The 16,770-nt window shown below is 63.6% G+C and carries 18 protein-coding genes; 9 read left to right on the forward strand and 9 right to left on the reverse strand.

The window, feature by feature from the left end; translation table 11 throughout:
- Positions 1-25: 25 nt before the first annotated feature.
- The 3 genes from folD to AC6RV7_RS11220 form a co-directional block, all read right to left on the reverse strand.
- Positions 26-901, reverse strand: coding sequence for a bifunctional methylenetetrahydrofolate dehydrogenase/methenyltetrahydrofolate cyclohydrolase FolD (folD, locus tag AC6RV7_RS11210; RefSeq protein ID WP_500094064.1), 876 nt, complete (start codon positions 899-901; stop codon positions 26-28).
- 89 nt (positions 902-990) lie between these two features.
- Positions 991-1,800, reverse strand: coding sequence for an SH3 domain-containing protein (locus AC6RV7_RS11215; RefSeq protein ID WP_500094065.1), 810 nt, complete (start codon positions 1,798-1,800; stop codon positions 991-993).
- Complete coding sequence (locus AC6RV7_RS11220) at positions 1,790-2,590, reverse strand: pseudouridine synthase (protein ID WP_500094066.1); 801 nt, start codon at positions 2,588-2,590, stop codon at positions 1,790-1,792. Before AC6RV7_RS11220 ends, AC6RV7_RS11215 begins: the two co-directional genes overlap by 11 nt.
- A gap of 98 nt (positions 2,591-2,688) precedes the next feature.
- Here AC6RV7_RS11220 and AC6RV7_RS11225 point away from each other — a divergent pair, with 98 nt between their 5' ends.
- From AC6RV7_RS11225 to AC6RV7_RS11245, 5 genes are all read left to right on the forward strand, one after another.
- Positions 2,689-3,858, forward strand: a complete 1,170-nt coding sequence (locus AC6RV7_RS11225; RefSeq protein ID WP_500094067.1) for a sulfite reductase subunit alpha — start codon at positions 2,689-2,691, stop codon at positions 3,856-3,858.
- 142 nt (positions 3,859-4,000) lie between these two features.
- On the forward strand, positions 4,001-4,750 hold the full coding sequence (gene fabG / locus AC6RV7_RS11230) for a 3-oxoacyl-[acyl-carrier-protein] reductase (RefSeq protein WP_500094068.1): 750 nt from the start codon (positions 4,001-4,003) through the stop codon (positions 4,748-4,750).
- A gap of 40 nt (positions 4,751-4,790) precedes the next feature.
- Positions 4,791-5,054 carry an acyl carrier protein gene (acpP, locus tag AC6RV7_RS11235; protein ID WP_500094069.1) on the forward strand — a complete coding sequence of 88 codons (264 nt, stop codon included), beginning with the start codon at positions 4,791-4,793 and terminating at the stop codon, positions 5,052-5,054.
- Positions 5,055-5,146: 92 nt separating this feature from the next.
- Entirely contained in the window at positions 5,147-6,397 is a 1,251-nt protein-coding gene (fabF, locus tag AC6RV7_RS11240) for a beta-ketoacyl-ACP synthase II (RefSeq protein WP_500094070.1), read from the forward strand.
- Between the two features lie 30 nt (positions 6,398-6,427).
- Positions 6,428-6,985 (forward strand): lytic transglycosylase domain-containing protein, encoded by a 558-nt coding sequence (locus AC6RV7_RS11245; RefSeq protein WP_500094071.1) that lies wholly within the window; start codon positions 6,428-6,430, stop codon positions 6,983-6,985.
- A 36-nt stretch (positions 6,986-7,021) separates the two neighbouring features.
- Here AC6RV7_RS11245 and AC6RV7_RS11250 read toward each other — a convergent pair whose 3' ends face one another.
- From AC6RV7_RS11250 to AC6RV7_RS11260, 3 genes are all read right to left on the reverse strand, one after another.
- Entirely contained in the window at positions 7,022-8,740 is a 1,719-nt protein-coding gene (locus tag AC6RV7_RS11250; RefSeq protein WP_500094072.1) for an ATP-binding protein, read from the reverse strand.
- Positions 8,741-8,925: 185 nt separating this feature from the next.
- The gene (gene rpmB, locus AC6RV7_RS11255) at positions 8,926-9,156 is read right to left on the reverse strand and encodes a 50S ribosomal protein L28 (protein ID WP_500094073.1); all 231 of its coding nucleotides are present in this window, start codon (positions 9,154-9,156) and stop codon (positions 8,926-8,928) included.
- Between the two features lie 90 nt (positions 9,157-9,246).
- Positions 9,247-10,230 carry an SAM-dependent methyltransferase gene (locus AC6RV7_RS11260; protein WP_500094074.1) on the reverse strand — a complete coding sequence of 328 codons (984 nt, stop codon included), beginning with the start codon at positions 10,228-10,230 and terminating at the stop codon, positions 9,247-9,249.
- Between the two features lie 42 nt (positions 10,231-10,272).
- On the opposite strand from AC6RV7_RS11260, the gene AC6RV7_RS11265 reads away from it, so the two are divergent.
- Positions 10,273-11,577, forward strand: a complete 1,305-nt coding sequence (locus AC6RV7_RS11265) for a S41 family peptidase (protein ID WP_500094075.1) — start codon at positions 10,273-10,275, stop codon at positions 11,575-11,577.
- A 1-nt stretch (position 11,578) separates the two neighbouring features.
- The gene (tsaD, locus tag AC6RV7_RS11270) at positions 11,579-12,616 is read left to right on the forward strand and encodes a tRNA (adenosine(37)-N6)-threonylcarbamoyltransferase complex transferase subunit TsaD (RefSeq protein WP_500094076.1); all 1,038 of its coding nucleotides are present in this window, start codon (positions 11,579-11,581) and stop codon (positions 12,614-12,616) included.
- 11 nt (positions 12,617-12,627) lie between these two features.
- Here the strand turns inward: tsaD and rpoN are convergent, their stop codons facing one another.
- Together rpoN and AC6RV7_RS11280 are read right to left on the reverse strand one after the other, a co-directional pair.
- On the reverse strand, positions 12,628-14,127 hold the full coding sequence (gene rpoN / locus AC6RV7_RS11275; RefSeq protein WP_500094077.1) for an RNA polymerase factor sigma-54: 1,500 nt from the start codon (positions 14,125-14,127) through the stop codon (positions 12,628-12,630).
- Between the two features lie 30 nt (positions 14,128-14,157).
- Positions 14,158-15,150, reverse strand: a complete 993-nt coding sequence (locus tag AC6RV7_RS11280) for a serine/threonine protein kinase (protein ID WP_500094078.1) — start codon at positions 15,148-15,150, stop codon at positions 14,158-14,160.
- 125 nt (positions 15,151-15,275) lie between these two features.
- On the opposite strand from AC6RV7_RS11280, the gene erpA reads away from it, so the two are divergent.
- Positions 15,276-15,593 carry an iron-sulfur cluster insertion protein ErpA gene (erpA, locus tag AC6RV7_RS11285; protein ID WP_500094079.1) on the forward strand — a complete coding sequence of 106 codons (318 nt, stop codon included), beginning with the start codon at positions 15,276-15,278 and terminating at the stop codon, positions 15,591-15,593.
- Between the two features lie 31 nt (positions 15,594-15,624).
- Here erpA and ubiE read toward each other — a convergent pair whose 3' ends face one another.
- Positions 15,625-16,320 carry a bifunctional demethylmenaquinone methyltransferase/2-methoxy-6-polyprenyl-1,4-benzoquinol methylase UbiE gene (ubiE, locus tag AC6RV7_RS11290; protein WP_500094080.1) on the reverse strand — a complete coding sequence of 232 codons (696 nt, stop codon included), beginning with the start codon at positions 16,318-16,320 and terminating at the stop codon, positions 15,625-15,627.
- Between the two features lie 130 nt (positions 16,321-16,450).
- Here ubiE and AC6RV7_RS11295 point away from each other — a divergent pair, with 130 nt between their 5' ends.
- Positions 16,451-16,759 (forward strand): HU family DNA-binding protein, encoded by a 309-nt coding sequence (locus AC6RV7_RS11295; RefSeq protein ID WP_500094081.1) that lies wholly within the window; start codon positions 16,451-16,453, stop codon positions 16,757-16,759.
- Positions 16,760-16,770: the final 11 nt, after the last annotated feature.

The raw sequence follows: 16,770 nt of genomic DNA on the forward strand, positions 1-16,770 counted from the left end.
GAGCAAGTGCGGGGAGGAGCCGCGCTCAAGCGCCAGAATTCTGCCGGAAGGCCTTCAACGTGTTCTTCATCAGCATCGCGACTGTCATCGGGCCGACCCCGCCCGGCACGGGCGTGATCTGGCTCGCCAGCGGCGATACGCTCGGGAAGTGAACGTCTCCAGTAAGTCGATACCCGGTCTTTTTGGTGGCGTCGGGCACGCGGTTGATGCCCACGTCGATCACGACGGCGCCGGGCTTGACCATGTCGGCGGTGACGAACTCCGCGCGTCCGATCGCGGCGATGAGCACGTCCGCCTGGCGCGTGATGGCGGGCAGGTCCTTCGTGGCGGAGTGGCAGATGGTGACGGTGCCGTTGGCACCGGTTTTCTTCTGCAGCGCGAGCAGCGCGACGGGTTTGCCGACGATGAGCGAACGACCGAGGACGACGACGTGTCTGCCCTTCAGATCGACGCCACTGCGCGCGAGCAGCTCCATGATTCCGGCGGGCGTGCAGGCGACGAAACCGGTCGGATCCTCCTGCGCGACCTTGCCGAGATTCAGCGTGTTGAAACCATCGACGTCCTTGGTGGCGGACACGCGGCGGAAGACCGCGACCTCGTCGATGTGCTTCGGCAGCGGCGACTGGACGAGGATGCCGTCGACGGTCGTATCGGCGTTGAGGTCGTCGATCAGCTTGAACAGCTCCTCCTGCGAAATGGAAACCGGCGGAAGGATGATGCGGCTCGTGATGCCGATCTCGGCGGCGGTCTTTTCCTTTTTCTTCACGTAGGAAACCGACGCGGGATCCTCGCCGACGCGGACGAGCGCGATGCAGGGTTTGCGGCCGGGGATCGCGGCGACTTCGGTTTTCAGCTCCGCGACGATCGCGGCGGCGATTTGGTTTCCGTCAATCAGGGTCATGGGAAAAGAGAAGGAGCGCGAAACCGACGAGCCGCACGAAGCGAAAATTTGCGCGCCTGTGCCAGCTCGCTCGCGCCGGAGAATCGCGTTTACTTCAGCTGCAAGCTCTCGACCGCGATGACGATGTCCTTGGAGTTCGGAATCGGCCGCGCAACGCCGTAGACCACCACGACGCGGTCGGCGTAGCTCTCGATCTGTTCGGTGAGGAGCAGCTTGCTGATATCGAGGAATGCGTAGCGCTTGCCGGCGTCGTCGTTGAGCGCCCAGTCATACGGACGACGCGGTTTGAACGGGCTGCGGGTGGAGACGAACTTGCCCTGGAACAGGCGCGGCAGCGAAGCGTTGCTGGTTTCGCTCAGATTGACGACGGGGGCCGGCTGGCCGGCGGCGGCGGTGCCATGAGCGGTCGGAGCGACGGGCGCCGGCGCGAGCGGGGCGGGGGATGCCGCGGGTTTGGCCGGATCGGAAACATGCGCGACTTCCGTGGCGCCGACATGGATGTAGCCGGTGAGTTTCTTCTCGAGCCGCACCTGCGTCCAGCGGCCGTGCAGACCGGTGATCTCCGTTTTGTCGCCGGGCTCCATCGTCGCGAGCACGGCCGAATCCGGGTCCGGCGCGGTGTGCAAGGTCGCGCCGGCGCGAACCTCGAGATCCTTGGTCATGTCCTTGTTGTGGACATACGCCTCGAACGGGCCGGGGAGTTCGACCGCGAGCCAGCCGGACGGCGTGGAGGCGAGCGAATCCTGAACGACGGCGGGTTCGGTGCCGGCTTTCAGGAAAGTGATCGCGGGCGAATCGGCGTTCGGCTTCGCGTGCACGGCGGTCGTCGCGGGGAGAGGCGCGGCGAGGAGGCCGGCGGCGGACGCGAGGAATACGAGGAGCGCGAGTTTAGTCTTCATGGAAATTTTCGGGATGGGCGGCGGTCGCCTGCAGTTCCGCGCGCGGAGTTTGCGGCGTGTGAAAAAGACAATCGATCTCGCCGGGTGTCATTTTTTTCATGGCGCGCAGCGGGATGCCTTTCAAGCGGAAGCCTCCGATCTGGTAACGCTTCAGTCGCTTCACCGGATAACCCAACGTGGTGAACAACAGCCGGATCTCGCGTTTCTTGCCGTGGTGCATGTGCACGTCGAGCGACGCGGACTCGTTGCCGGCGGAGGGATTCACGAGAGCGGCCCGTTCCACCTTCAGGCGTTCGCCCTCGAAAACCACACCCTTCACGAGCGCGGGAAGCCGGCGCGCGGGGAACGGCTTTTCGAGAATGACGTGGTAACGTTTCACGACGACGTTGGACGGGTGCATCAAGCGATGCGCGAGATCGCCGTCGGTCGTGAGGATCACCAGTCCCTCGCTGTCCTTGTCGAGGCGGCCGGCGCAGAAAAAGCGCAGCTTCGCGAACTCGCGCGGCAGCACGCTGAAAATGGTTTCGGGATTGTGCGGGTCGTCGTTGGAACAGACCAGGCCGCGCGGCTTGTGCACGGCGAGCGTCACGCGGGGCTGCGCCGTGGTGCGGACGGTCTTGCCGCCGGTGGTGACGCGGTCGACGCCCGGCGTGATTTTCTGACCGAGCGCGGCCGGCTCGCCGTTGACCCAAACCTGCCCCTGCGCAATCAGCGCCTCGGCCGCGCGGCGGGAGCAGATGCCGGCGTCGGCGAGGAATTTTTGCAGGCGGATGGGTTCAGCAGACGACATAAACGAACAGAGTGGGCGGAAATTCCGCGGGCGGCGCAAGCTTGGCGACACGAATGCGGCTTGCCAGTGCCGCTGCGGGGTTTCTTCAATAAAAATCCATGTCCGCGCCTTCTGCCGCTCACCCTTACTCGAAAGATCATCCGTTCCCTGCGAAGGTGACCGAAAACCGGCTGCTCACGAAGCCTGGCTCCGCGAAGGAAACGCGGCATTTCGTCGTGAACGTCGCCGGCAGCGGACTGCACTACAAGGCGGGCGATTCGCTGGGCGTGTTCCCGTCGAATCGCGATTCCGAGGTCGAAGAGATTCTGCAACGGCTCGATGCGACGGGCGACGAACTCGTTTCTCCGGCAATGCTGCGGCTGGCGTCGCCGATCAGCTTGCGCGAAGCGCTGAAGGAGCGTCTCTCCCTCGCGGCGCCGACCGCGAAAATCGTCGGCACGCTGGCGGCGAAAGCGACCGATCCAGGTGAGAAGGCCAAGCTGCTCGGTCTGCTCGCGCCGGAGTCGAAGGATGTGCTGACGGCGTTTCTGCAGGAGCGCGAATACGTGGATTTGTTGACGGAGTTTCCGAGTGCAAAGCTCACGCCGCAGGAATTGGTCGATCATCAACGCAAACTGATGCCGCGGCTCTATTCGATCGCGTCGTCGCCCAAGGTGCATCCGACTGAGATTCATCTCACGATCGCGGTGGTGCGTTACACGACAAACAGTCGCGAACGCGTGGGCGTGTGCTCGAGTTTCCTCGCGGACCGCGTGCAAGTCGGCACCACGGAGACGCCGGTGTTTGTGTCGCATTCGCATTTCGGGCCGCCGGAGGATCTCGCGAAGGACGTCATCATGGTCGGGCCGGGCACGGGCATCGCGCCGTTCCGCGCGTTCGTGCAGGATCGGGTGGCCGCTGGAGCGACGGGACGAAACTGGTTGTTCTTCGGCGACCAGCATCGCGCGACGGATTTCCTCTATGAGGAAGAGTGGGCAGCGCTGCTCGAACAGAGGAAACTCACGCGGTTCGACACGGCCTTCTCGCGCGATCAGGCGCACAAGATCTACGTCCAGGACCGCATGCGCGAGCACGCGAAGGAGCTGTGGGCGTGGATCGAGAAAGGCGCGTATTTTTACGTTTGCGGCGACGCCAAGCGCATGGCGAAGGACGTGGACGTGGCGCTGCACGATGTGATCGCGCAGGAAGGCCGCATGGAAGCGGCCGCCGCGGCGGACTACGTGAAGCAGATGAAGAAAGACAAACGTTACCAGCGCGACGTGTATTGATGACGGATTCGCGGGTAAAATCGGGCGCGCATCGAGTGCGTCCGACTCCGGTGCTCGTTGATTTGCGTCGTTTCGCTCGCGCTCGCCGCGCGTCCGTTTTTCTCCTCGCTACCCACTCCTCACTTCTCGCTACTCTTTCTTCATGCTCACGTTCAACTCTCGCACAGCTCTCGTGACCGGTGCCGGTCGCGGCATTGGAAAAGCGATCGCGGAAACGCTCGCGCGTCACGGCGTGACGGTCATCTGCGTGTCGAAATCCGCCGACTCGTGCGGCGCGACGGCGGCCGCGATCACGGCGGCGGGCGGGAAGGCGAAGGCCCTCGCGGTCGACGTGGCCGACGGCGCGGCGGTCGCGAAAGCCGCGGAAAGCCTGCTTGGGGAATTTCCCGCGATCGACATCCTCGTTAACAACGCGGGCATTACCCGGGACGGTCTGCTGTTTCGCATGAGCGAAGCGGATTGGAACGACGTCATCGCGACGAATCTTTCGAGCTGCTTCCATTGGACGAAAGCGCTCGCGCGGCCGATGACGCGCGCGCGGTGGGGACGCATCGTGAACATCACGTCGGTGAGCGGCATCCTCGGCAACGCCGGCCAGGCCAACTACGCGGCGGCGAAAGCGGGCATGATCGGCCTGACCAAGACCTTGGCGCGCGAATTCGCGAGCCGGAGCATCACGGTGAACGCCGTGGCCCCCGGGTTCATCAAGACCGACATGACCACGGAATTCGTGAACAATCCGGAGATGTCGGCGAAGATTTTGGAGGCCGTTCCGCTCAAACGTTTCGGCGAAGCGGCGGACATCGCGAACATGACGGCCTACCTCTGTTCAGAGGAGGCGAGCTACATCACCGGGCAAGTTTTTGCCGTTGACGGCGGCATGGCGATGTGAAGGCTGCCCCAACGCATTCTGCCGCACTATTTCAATCAACATGGCCGATCAAAAAACCATCGAACAACGCGTCAAAGAGATCATCGTCAACCAGCTCAATGTGAATGAAGAGCAGGTGACGCCGACCGCCTCTTTCCTCGACGATCTCGGCGCCGATTCGCTCGACACGGTCGAGCTCATCATGGCCTTCGAGGAGGAGTTCAAGGATGAGATCAAGGGCGAGATCCCCGAAGCCGACGCCGAGAAGCTCCAGACGGTGGGCCAGGTCATCGATTACATCAAGGGCAAGGCCGGTCAGTCCTGATCATTCCCTTCCGAATTTTTGGCGTTCTGCCTGTTTCCCGCGCGGAAATGTCTGGCAGGGCGCCTTTTTGTTTTTAGGACCTTACGCTCCCCATGGAAACTCCAGCTGTCTCGCGTCGCGTGGTGGTGACCGGCCTCGGTGTCGTGACGTCAATCGGACACGACGTCGAAAGCTTTTGGTCCAGCTTGCTGGCCGGAAAATGCGGCATCGATCGCGTGTCGGTTTTCGATCCCACGGATTTTCCCTGCCAGATCGGCGCGGAAGTAAAAGGTTGGGACGTGACCGCCTTCATGGACCCGAAGGAGGCGCGGCGCAACGATCGCTACACGCACTTCGGTTTCGCCGCGGCGAAGCAGGCGTTCAACGATTCAGGCTTGGATGCGACGAAGGAGGATCTCGACCGTTTCGGCGTCATGATCGGCTCCGGTATCGGCGGAATGTTTACCTACGAGTCGCAGCTCAAGGTTCTCGCCGAGCGCGGTCCGCGCAAGGTCTCGCCGTTTACGATTCCCGCGCTGATCGGCAACATCTGCTCCGGCCTCGTCGCAATCGAATTCGGCGCGCGCGGTCCCAACTACGGTGTCGTGTCCGCCTGCGCGACCGGCACGCACGCGATCGGCGAAGCGGCGCACACGATCCGTCGCGGCGATGCCGACGTGATGATCGCGGGCGGCAGCGAAGCGGCGATTACGCCGTTTGCGTTTGCGACCTTCTCGTCGATGAAGGCGATGAGCACACGCAACGATGCACCGCAGGCCGCGAGCCGGCCGTTCGACAAGGACCGCGACGGCTTCGTGATGGGCGAGGGTGCGGGTATCCTCGTGCTCGAATCGCTCGATCACGCGCAGGCGCGCGGAGCGCGGATTTATTGTGAACTCGCGGGGTATGCGGCGACGTGCGATGCGTATCACATCACGCAGCCGGATCCGGAAGGGAAGGGGCTTTCGATGGCGATGACGCGCGCGCTGGCCAGCGCCGCGGCCGCGCCGGAGAGTATCGACTACATCAACGCTCACGGCACCAGCACGCCTTACAACGACAAGTTCGAAACGCTCGCGATCAAGAAGGTCTTCGGCGAGCACGCGCACCGGGTGCCGGTCAGCTCGACGAAATCGATGACCGGCCACCTGCTCGGCGCGGCCGGAGGCATCGAATCGATCATCGCCGTGAAAACGATCCAGACCGGTCGGATCGCGCCCACGATCAATCTCGAGAATCCGGATCCGGAGTGCGATCTCGACTACGTGCCAAACCAGGCGCGCGAAGCGAAGGTCCGCACCGTGTTGAGCAATAATCTCGGTTTTGGCGGCCAGAATGCCGCGGTCGTTTTTCGGGCGTTGTAACCCAAATATCCATCGGGCACGTTCGGGGCCGTGCAATGGGTTTGGCGGATCGTGGCGTGCTTCCTGATCGGATGCTCGCGTCCGGAGCGTGTCACAGCTCCCGATCCCATCGCAGCGGCACCGACACGTGCGGACGTGTGGCGCGAGATTCAGCCGCGCGCTGCGCGCTACCGGCTTTCCGCCGGATTCGTCTATGCGCTGGTGGCGGCCGAATCCAACTTCGACGCGCGGGCGCAAAACGGCCAGGCGCGAGGTCTGATGCAGCTGACGCCCGCAGCCTGGCAGACCGTTTCCAGCAAACCCTACGAACCCACGGTCTGGGACTGGCGCGAGAACGTGTCCGTGGGGATCGATTATCTTGCGCACACGCGCGGGGTGCTGCACCGGCAGGGGCACTTCTCGCTGCCGCTCCTCGCGGCGGCGTATCATTATGGCTTGGACTACGTGAGCGCCCGGAAATTTGAGCTGCGCCGGATCCCGCCCCCCGATCACGTCGTCTACCGCCGGATCTGGGCGGGTGAGGTCGAGCCGATCGATGTGCCGGTCGCAGACTCCGCGGCGCCGGCGGCCGGAGGGCTCGAGCCGTGAAACCGGATCGAAGTGAAAATGCGGATACGCGGATCCTCAGTCTTGCAGCCATTTCGCCAGGCAGGCGTGCAATTCGTCCTGGCGCACCGGTTTCGTGAGAAAATCGTCCATTCCCGCGGCGGCGCAGGCCTGGCGATCCTCCGCCCGGTCGTTGGCGGTGAGCGCGATGATCGGCAGGCGCTGGCCATCGAGCCGGCCGCGAATGCGCCGCGTAGCCTCGTAACCGTCGACGCCCGGGAGCTGGCAATCCATGAGGATCGCGTTCCACCGGCCGCTTTCGGCGGCGGCGATTCCGGAAAGACCGTCGTCTTTGATCTCACTGCTCACGCCGAGGCGCGAAAGCATGAGCTTGATCACCTGCTGGTTCACGCGGTCGTCCTCCACCACCAACACGCGTCCCCGCAGTGAGCCGGCCTTCACGGTCGGCCGTGCGTGCCGGGAGCTCCGGCGGATTTCGTCGACGGCGACCGGCAAGGTGATCTCGAAAGAAAATTCCGAACCCTGGCCGGGCGCGCTCTCCACGGCGATCGAGCCGCCCATTTGCTGTACCAGGCGCTGGGAGATCGCGAGGCCGAGGCCCGAGCCGCCAAAGCGGCGGCTCATCGAGCTGTCGCCTTGGGAGAACGCCAGAAACAGTTTCTCGCGCGTCGTGGCGTCGATGCCGATCCCGGTGTCGCTCACCTGGAAGCGCAGCGTCACGCTCTGATCGACGCGGCGCACCACGGCGGCGCGGACGCAGACCTTTCCGTTTTCCGTGAACTTGATCGCATTGCCGGTGAGATTCAGCAGGACCTGTTTCAACCGGCCGGGATCTCCGACGAGACGGTCCGGCAGATTCTCGGGGACGTCGACGGCGATCGCGATGTGTTTTTCGTGCGCGCGACCGCGGAGCAGCGCCACGACCTCGTCGATGGCCGCGCGCGGCGAAAACGGGATCGCTTCGAAATCGAGTTTGCCGCTTTCGATTTTCGAGAAGTCCAGAATGTCGTTCAGGAGCCGCATGAGCATGTCGGCCGAGCTGGCGGCGATGGAGAGCTGCTTGCGCTGGTCGGACGTCAGGACGGAGCCGTGCAGCACCTGCAGCATGCCGAGGATGCCATTCATCGGGGTGCGGATCTCGTGACTCATCGTCGCGAGGAAATCGCTCTTCGCCTGGTTCGCGGCGTCGGCGCGTTCCTTGGCCGCGCTGAGCGTGGCAACCAGGTCTTCGTTTTCGAAAATCAGCTGCCAGGAGCGACGCAGGTCCGCATGATGCAGCCGCGTCGTGTGGAGGAGAAACAGGCCGAACGTGACGATCGCCAGCGTCACTACCCAACCGTCATCGATCAGGGCGAAACGAACGGCGATCGGGCTCAGCGTGGCGGCGACGAAGAGAAGAAAGCTCGTCGGCACGGCGGCGAGCGATCGCGCGGCGCCAGCGTTGAGGCCGACCAGAATCATGCAGAGCAGCAGCTGTGACATGAGACCGTCGGCGGCGAAATAGAACCAGCCGGCGAGACCCCAAAGCATCCCGGCGGCCGCGGCGCCGGCAATGAAGCGGCGACGCCACGCTGGCAGTTGGGCGACGGGCGGGGCTCGCCGCACAAAGGCCATGTTAAGCGCCAGTCGGGCCAACGAAAGAGGTAGGATCGCGCCTAGCCAGATCGCGTGCCACCAACCGGGAGCGCGTTCGCCGACACCGAGCACGAGCAGGGGCGCCAGCGCGAAATGCGAAAACAAACCGAACCCCGCCGACCGAAAAAGCTGCCGCGTCATTTCGGCGGAAATTTTTCCGACGAGCGACGGGGAAGCCCCATCAAAGTGGCGTGGGCGGTTCATGCGGCGAAGCAGCGTGGGGAAAACGAGTTCAGTCGCCAAAGCGAATTCCGCAAATCCCGTTTGGCCAAAAAAAAGCCCGCGGACGAAGTCCGCGGGCTAAAAGCTTAACCGGGAGACGAGGCTCAGGCCTTCTCGACGAGGCCGCCCTTGATGGCCTTGACCGAGACGAGCATGCGCTTGGTGCCGCCGTTGGGCAGCTTGACGCGAATGCGCTGCAGGTTAGGGCGGAATTTGCGCTTCGTGATGCTGGTCACGTGCGTGCCGATGCCGCCGCTCTTCTTCGACTGACCCTTGCGGTTGATGATCGAGCCCTTGACGGGGCGGCGACCGGTGATTGCACAGATTCTGGCCATGGTGATTGCGATTTGGTTAAAGGGTCGGGAGTAAAGGTCCGTCGTTCGGCGAAGCAAGGTGAATCTTCGCCACCCGGTGCCCCGTTGCGCTTACTCGCGTCGAGCATGCAGGACCTGAAACTTCTGCCCCAAATGAGTGGGATGAAGCAGCTGGAGCAAGGAGAGTTTGCGCGGGCTGAAGCCGCGGGCGTCTGCGGCGATCGCGGCGGAGATAAACGCTTCGGCGCGGCGAATGAAGAACGATTCCTGCGACTCCACGATGGGCGCGGAGAACCCCGCTCGGGCTAGGGCCGCACTCAGCCAGTCCCAGCAGATATGGCAGGTGAGATCCTGCTCGCCCGGCCGCGCCAGCAGGTCGTTCGATTGCACGTGATTCGCGTAAGCCCGGGCCGTGCCGTGCGGGCAATGTTCGATCAATTCTGACCAGATCTTGCCGTAATCGCAGGCGACGAAAAGCCCCGTCCACGGTTCGGCGGCGAGGCGATCCAGCAGGCTGACCGCCTCGGCGGGATAATCGATCGTGTAACCTTCAACATGCGAAACGGGCAAACTCGCGGGTGGATCCGCGAGATCAAGTTCGGCTTCAAGTAGCGCGTCGGCCTCGACGCGCACACCCAGCTCGCGCCAGGTGCCCGAGCGATACACGAACCGCCGAAAAGGTTGGGCATCGAACAACTCGTTCGAAAACACGACACACGGCCCGTCCAGTTGTAGCGAATCCCCCAGGTGAAGCGTTCGCACGTCGCGAAACGGATGCGCGACGCCTTGCAGGACGTGCCCGCCGGGCTCGGCCCCAATTTCCACGAAGGTGAAGTCTCCGACCGCTGCCGGCGCCAACAGCGATGTGCAGGCGGCCGCGACCAGTTCTCCGAAAACCGGTCCGCTGGTGCTCGCGGTGAAGAAATCGGTGCCCGGCGCATAGCCGACCCGGCCGCGATGCCGGCGATAGTAGCCGAGTTGCGGATGATAGAGCGCGAGATCCATGAAGCGGTCGAAAGGCATCACGCCGGACTCGCCCGCCGCCGCGCGAAAGGCGGCCAGGAATTCCGGTGAAGGACGGGTGGAGGCGTTCATGGAAACGGATGCGGCGACGAACCGATTTACAAACGAAAGCGGATGCGCACAGTCGGCGCGATGTTCAAACGGATTCTCCTCCTCGCCACCGGCGCGATGCTCGGATTCGGGCTCGCGCTCGGCGTCGCCAGGGTCTCGCTGGCGTGGGGATGGTTTCCGAAACGGGATCTGAATCGCGCCGCCGATTACGTGCGCGACGTGCTCGTGATGGTGAACGAGCACTATGTCGACGCCGACAGCGTCGCTTACGATGCGCTCGCCCGCTCGGCGTTGCACGGGATGGTGGAGTCGCTCGATCCGCATTCCGAGTTTCTTGAAAAAGGAGATTACGAGGAGCTCGAGGAGCAGCTCAGCGGGGATTTCAGCGGCATCGGCATCCAGGTGGAAATGAAGGACGGGCACGTCCTGGTCATCGCTCCCATCGCCAACTCGCCGGCGGAGCGGGCGGGCATCCAGCGCGGCGACGAGATCGTCGGCGTCGACAGCAAGGGTATCGAAAAATCGGTGACGATGGACGAGGTGATCGATCGTTTGCGCGGCAAACCCGGCACCCGGGTCGCGGTGGACTTGTATCGCGCGAAAACGAATGCGCGCTTCTCCGTGACCGTGGAGCGCCAGATGATCCAGCTGGAAAGCGTCACCGATGCGAAAATCCTGCCGGGTCATGTCGGCTATCTCCTGATCGCCGAGTTTTCGGAGCACACGGCGCAGGAGTTCGATGAGGCGCTGAACCGATTGCTGAGCGAAGGAATCGAGAGCCTCGTGATCGATTTGCGGGACAATCCCGGCGGGCTGCTGGATGCGGCGGTCGAGGTGGCGGAACCCTTTTTCAACCGCGGCGAGTTGATCGTCTCCACGCGTGGACGGCAGCGCGCAGACACGGAGGAGTTTCGCGCGGAAGGCGCGGGTGAGCCGCTGACGCTGCCGCTCGCGGTTTTGATCAACGCCGGCACCGCCAGCGCGGCGGAGGTGGTCACCGGCGCGCTCAAGGACACGCACCGCGCCGTGGTCGTCGGCGAGCGTTCGTTCGGCAAAGGCTCCGTGCAGTCGGTGTTCCAACTCGCCGCGGGCGAGGGTCTGCGCCTGACCACCGCGCGGTATTACACGCCGGCAGGGACGAGCATCCATGCGACGGGGATAACGCCGAATGTGGAGGTGGTGCTGACCGAGGACGAAGACAGCAAGCTGCGGGTGCAGCGAACGCGGGCGGACATCGCGGATCCCGCGGAGTTTCAGGAGCGTTTCGGTTTTGCGCCGATCGAAGACCGGCAGTTGCACGCGGCGCTGGAAGTGTTGAAAGGGATCCGGCTGCTCGACGAGCGGCGCGAGGTGCTGGCGTCGCGTTGACATGATTCTCGCACTCGAAAGTTCCTGCGACGAGACGGCCGTCGCGCTCTTCGATCCCGCCCGTGGTTTGTGCGGCGAGTGGGTGCACAGCCAGATCGCGCTGCACGAGAAACACGGCGGCGTGGTGCCGGACCTCGCCACGCGCGAGCATCTGCGGAATTTTGCGCCGCTGCTGGAGCTCGCGAAGACGGACGGAGATTTTGCGTCGGTGCGGACCCTCGCGGTGACCAACGGGCCCGGACTTGCCGCGTGTCTCGCGATCGGCGTGGCGGCGGCGAAGGCGCTCGCGCTGGCGTTGCGCGTGCCGCTGGTCGGAGTGAATCACCTGCGCGGACATGTGTGGTCGCCATTCGTGGCGCTGCACGCGGAGGCGCCAGCGGATTTCGACCGGCGGGCCGGTAACCTGCTGCCGCATCTCGGCCTGGTGGTTTCGGGCGGGAACACGCTGCTGCTGGTGTTGGACGAGGCGCGAAAGATCACGGTGCTGTCGACCACACGCGACGATGCGGCCGGCGAGGCCCTCGACAAGGGAGCGAAGCTGCTCGGCCTGAGTTATCCCGGTGGGCCGTTGATCGAGCGGCTGGCGCAGCAGGGAAATCCGGCGGCGTTCGATTTTCCGCGCGGCATCGGCCGTCGCGACGAACTGGATTTCAGTTTCTCCGGCGTGAAGACGAGCCTGCGTTATCTGATCGAAAAAATGAGCGCGGCCGAGGTGGAGGCGCGCCGCGCGGATTTGTGCGCGAGCTACCAGGCCGCGGTGCTCGATGCGCTCGTGCGCAAGACGCGGGCGGCGCTGCGGCAGGGCGCCGGACGTTTTCGCAGCATCGGCCTGTCTGGCGGTGTGGCGAACAACCGCACGTTGCGCGCGGCACTGGAAGCGGAGGCGCTGCGCGCGCGGGTGCCGCTGCTGGCGGCGCAGCCCAAACACACGGGCGACAACGCCGGCATGATCGCCTTCGCGGCCTGGGCGGACACGACGGGCGTCGACCGCGACTCGGGCGTGAACCTGCGGGTCGAGCCGAGCGCCGGCGTCGCGTAGCGCGGCCCCACCTACTTGTAGTCGCGGCGCAGGTTGCTCGGCAGAATCCCGAGTTCCTCGCGGTATTTGGCGACGGTGCGGCGGGCGAGCTTGAGGCCCTTTTCCTGCAGCTTCTTCACGAGCTCCTGGTCGCTGAGCGGCGAGGACTTGTCCTCGAGCGTGATCAGATCGGCCAGCATCTCCTTCACGCTCGTATTGGAAACGGCATTACCGCTGTCGGCCTGGTAGCCGGTCGTGAAGAAAAACTTGAATTCGAAGACGCCGTGCGGGGTCTTCATGTATTTGTTGGCGATGGCGCGGCTGACGGTCGTTTCGTGAACGCCGACGATGTCGGCGATCTGCGTCATCGTGAGCGGTCGCAGGTGGGCGACGCCCTGTTCGAAGAACGGCGTCTGCGCGTTGATGATCTCGCGGGTGATGCGTTCGATGGTGCGCTGGCGCTGCTCGATCGAATCGATGAGAAATTTGCCGGAGCGCATCCGCTCGCGCAGATAGTCGCGTTCCTCCTTCGAGAGCGTGCCCTTCGCGATCAGTTCGCGGTAGGTGCTCGAGATGCGCAGGCGCGGGATGTAGTCGCTGTTGAGGTGGATTTTCCACTCGTCACCCTCTTTCTCGACGACGACGTCGGGCACGACGACGCGGTTGCTGTCTTCGGCGAAGCGGCGGCCGGGCGCGGGATCGAGCTTGCCGATTTCCTCGATCGCAGCCTGGACGTCGTCCGGGGCGGCGCCGAGTTTGCGCGAGAGTTCGGGAATGCGACGGCGCGACAAAAGCTCGAAGTGGTCCTTGAGCATGCGGGCGGCGAGCGTGTCGCCCCGGCCCTTGGTCTGCAGCTGGGCGAGGAGACACTCGGCGAGATTCTGGCTGCCGATGCCGGGCGGATCGAAGGTGTGCAGGACCTCGAGCGCCTCGAGGACCGTCTCGTAAGGGAGGTTGGCCTGGAGGGCGATGTCGGAGGGCGATTGCGCGAGAAAGCCGCGGTCGTCGAGGTTTCCGATGAGCTGCTGCAACGCCTCGAGGACGGGCGGCGCGAGGTCGTTCAGGACGACCTGCTGCATCAGGTGTTCCTGCAGCGAAGTTTCGCTGACGAGCGAGTCGAAGAAGTGCTGGCGCTTTTCGGCGTCCTCGGCGGTGTAGGGCTGCGCGCCGCCGGCGTTGGCCAGGTGATCGCGCCAGTCCTCATCGAGTTTGCCGAGGATTTCGAACTGCTTCGTGAAATCCAGCTCCTCGCGGGTTGAGTGGTCGTCGCCGGACGAGGCGCCGTGCTCGTCACCGCCGTCGTTGCCATCGACGTCGACCGGCGCGGATTCCGCGTCCGGCTTCTCGCCGCTTTCGCCCTCGAGCGGAAGCTCCTCGAGGGTGGGGTTGGCTTGTAGTTCCTCCTGAATTACAGAACGCAGATCGAGCGCGGCCACCTGCAGAATCTTGAGAGACTGGCGAAGTTGCGGCGCGAGGACGAGTGACTGCGTCTGACGTTGGCGGAGGTCGTGGCTAAAGGAAGGCCCGCTCATGAAGGAGATAATCGGTGTGGGTCGTGTTTATCATCCCAGGGGCGGAGAGACGAGAGCTGGATGGGTGGGAGGAGAAAAAGAAGTGGGCTGGACGCGCCCGAAAAGATCCCGGAGATAAACGCCGAGTTTCTCATTCGTCGGGCCGTAACGGTCGCTGTAAAGATAAACCTCCAGATCGTGCAAAATCTCGAACGCGGTCTGGTAACGCTGGTCGCGATCGCGCTGCAGGGCCCGCTGGATGATCGCCTCGAGTTTGGCGTCGATCTCCGGCCGCAGATCGGCGAAGCGCGGAATCGGCATCGTGAGGATGTTGCGGCGCGACTGCACGCGATCGGGCGAACGGAAGAGGTTGCGGCCGAGCAGAAGCTCGGTGAGCACGATGCCGAGGGGAAACAAGTCGGCGCGCGCGTCGGTGACGGCGTAGCTGGCCTGCTCGGGAGAGAGGTATTCGTCTTTGCCTGCGATCACCTTGCCCTCCTCGTTGTACATGAGGTCGAGAGCCTTCGCGATGCCGAAGTCGGTCAGCTTCACGTCGCCCTCGAAAGCCATGAGGATGTTTTTCGGCCCGATGTCGCGATGGACGATGTTAAGATGACGGCCCTCGCGATCGCGTTTCTCGTGCGCGTAGGTGAGGCCGCGCGCGACGCGCGAGACGATGAAAGCCGCGAGATCGACGGGGATGGCGCGCCGGAGCTCGCGATGGCGATCGATGAACTGCTCCAGGTTCACCCCGCGCACGAACTCCATGACCATGAAATATTGCCCCCCGGTCTGGCCGAGATGATAGGTCTGGACGATGTTCGTGTGAATGAGATCGGCCACGAGCCGCGCCTCGCCGATGAAGTTTTTCTGGAATTCCTCGATGGCCGAATACTCTTCGCGAATGAGTTTCACGGCGACCACCTTGCGGAAGCGGCCGGCGCCAAGCTGCTCCGCCTCGTAAACGACGCCCATCCCGCCGTCCGCCACCTTGCGGATCATCTCGTAATGAATCTCGTTAAAGACGTGTTTGATCGCGGCCACCGTGCGGCGAGAAAACAGTCCGTCCTCGACAGTGGCAAGTGCACTTTCGATTTTCGGCCCGAAAACTGCTGCAGGCAGCTCGCCGCACGTTTGACAGCGGGTCCGACGATTCTAGTTTGCGCCGTATGATCACCCTTTCCCCGCGCGCTGCGAATCAAGTGCGGACCATGCACGCCGAGCTCCCGGATCCGAACAAACGCCTGCGCGTTTTCGTCGAGTCGGGCGGTTGCTCCGGATTCCAATACGGGATGTCGTTCGACGATCCGAAGCCCGACGACACGGAACTCGAGAGTGAAGGCGTGGCGATTCTGATCGATCCGGCGAGCCTCGCGTATCTCAACGGCACCAGCATCGATTTCGACGACGGGCTTCACGGCAAGGGATTCGAAATCAAGAATCCCAACGCAGCCAGCACCTGCGGCTGCGGCAAATCGTTCAACTAAAGCGCCGGCCGCCTCCCGCAGGCACCTTGGTTTACTTCGTGGCCTCGTGCAGGGCTACGATGCCGAGGCTCAGCCGCCGGGCGTGCACCGCGCTGAAGCCCGCGGCCCGAATCTCGGCCGCCAAATCGGCGGGACCCGGAAAGAGTTCGATTGTCTCGTTGAGATAGCGGTAAGCCGCGCGATCTCCGGTCAACCAGCCGGCGAGCGACGGCAGGACTCGCCGCAAATAGAACAAATAGAAAGGGCGAAAACCGCGCACCGGCTGGGAAAATTCCAGCACGAACAAGCGCCCGCCGGAGCGCAGGACGCGGTGCATTTCGGTGAGCGAGCGGTGACGATCGGCCATATTGCGCAGCCCGAACGAAATCGTCACGGCATCCACGCTCTCGGCGGCGAGCGGCAGCGCGAGTCCGTCGCCTTGGCGAAATTCGATCCGGCTTACGCCGGCCCGCGACTGCTGCTTCTTCACCGCTTCGTCCAGCATCGGCTGACAGAAGTCCATGCCGACGATGCGCGTCTCGACGGGCAGGTGACGCGCCAGCGCAAACGCGACATCGCCGCTGCCGGTCGCGAGGTCGAGGACGTCCCTCGGCTTGGCGCGATTCACCGCGCGCACCAAGTGTCGCCGCCAGCGGCGATCGATGCCTCCACTCAGGAGCCGATTTGCAAGGTCATAGCGCCCCGCGATCCGGGCGAACATGGAGTTGACGGAAACAGAGTCGGGCATCGGTGGTTCTTAAGTCGCGGTCGGGAATACCCCTAATTGCGGAAAAAGAAAGAGTAGGGGTTGACGCAATTGCAGGCGTGAAAATAGTTTAGGCGCAAACGATCGGCTCACTTAAAAAAGGAAAACATCTATGTCCTCGAATCTGACGAAACGCGAGATTGTCCTGGAAATCTATAAGAAGACGGGATTTCCGCAAAAACAGGTGGTCGAGTCGGTGCAGCTCACCCTCGACATCATTCAAAAGGCTCTAGCTGAAGGGCGTAATGTCGAGTTGCGTAATTTTGGCGTCCTTGAAGTTCAGGTTCGGAAGGCGCGCATCGGCCGCAATCCCAACAAGCCGGAAGCCGAAGTGGTGATTCCCCAGCGCGCCGTGGTGAAGTTTAAATCCGGCAAGATCCTCAAGCAGCAGCTCAAGAAGTTGGATCTGGGCAAGCTGTAAGGAGGGAGAGA

Source organism: Opitutus sp. sgz309028, assembly GCF_059821195.1.

Bases quoted from the DNA above. Each gene is read 5' to 3' on its own strand.
- folD (WP_500094064.1), bottom strand. From the start codon at position 901: ATGACCCTGATTGACGGAAACCAAATCGCCGCCGCGATCGTCGCGGAG.
- AC6RV7_RS11215 (WP_500094065.1), bottom strand. From the start codon at position 1,800: ATGAAGACTAAACTCGCGCTCCTCGTATTCCTCGCGTCCGCCGCCGGC.
- AC6RV7_RS11220 (WP_500094066.1), bottom strand. From the start codon at position 2,590: ATGTCGTCTGCTGAACCCATCCGCCTGCAAAAATTCCTCGCCGACGCC.
- AC6RV7_RS11225 (WP_500094067.1), top strand. From the start codon at position 2,689: ATGTCCGCGCCTTCTGCCGCTCACCCTTACTCGAAAGATCATCCGTTC.
- fabG (WP_500094068.1), top strand. From the start codon at position 4,001: ATGCTCACGTTCAACTCTCGCACAGCTCTCGTGACCGGTGCCGGTCGC.
- acpP (WP_500094069.1), top strand. From the start codon at position 4,791: ATGGCCGATCAAAAAACCATCGAACAACGCGTCAAAGAGATCATCGTC.
- fabF (WP_500094070.1), top strand. From the start codon at position 5,147: ATGGAAACTCCAGCTGTCTCGCGTCGCGTGGTGGTGACCGGCCTCGGT.
- AC6RV7_RS11250 (WP_500094072.1), bottom strand. From the start codon at position 8,740: ATGACGCGGCAGCTTTTTCGGTCGGCGGGGTTCGGTTTGTTTTCGCAT.
- rpmB (WP_500094073.1), bottom strand. From the start codon at position 9,156: ATGGCCAGAATCTGTGCAATCACCGGTCGCCGCCCCGTCAAGGGCTCG.
- AC6RV7_RS11260 (WP_500094074.1), bottom strand. From the start codon at position 10,230: ATGAACGCCTCCACCCGTCCTTCACCGGAATTCCTGGCCGCCTTTCGC.
- AC6RV7_RS11265 (WP_500094075.1), top strand. From the start codon at position 10,273: ATGCGCACAGTCGGCGCGATGTTCAAACGGATTCTCCTCCTCGCCACC.
- tsaD (WP_500094076.1), top strand. From the start codon at position 11,579: ATGATTCTCGCACTCGAAAGTTCCTGCGACGAGACGGCCGTCGCGCTC.
- rpoN (WP_500094077.1), bottom strand. From the start codon at position 14,127: ATGAGCGGGCCTTCCTTTAGCCACGACCTCCGCCAACGTCAGACGCAG.
- erpA (WP_500094079.1), top strand. From the start codon at position 15,276: ATGATCACCCTTTCCCCGCGCGCTGCGAATCAAGTGCGGACCATGCAC.
- ubiE (WP_500094080.1), bottom strand. From the start codon at position 16,320: ATGCCCGACTCTGTTTCCGTCAACTCCATGTTCGCCCGGATCGCGGGG.
- AC6RV7_RS11295 (WP_500094081.1), top strand. From the start codon at position 16,451: ATGTCCTCGAATCTGACGAAACGCGAGATTGTCCTGGAAATCTATAAG.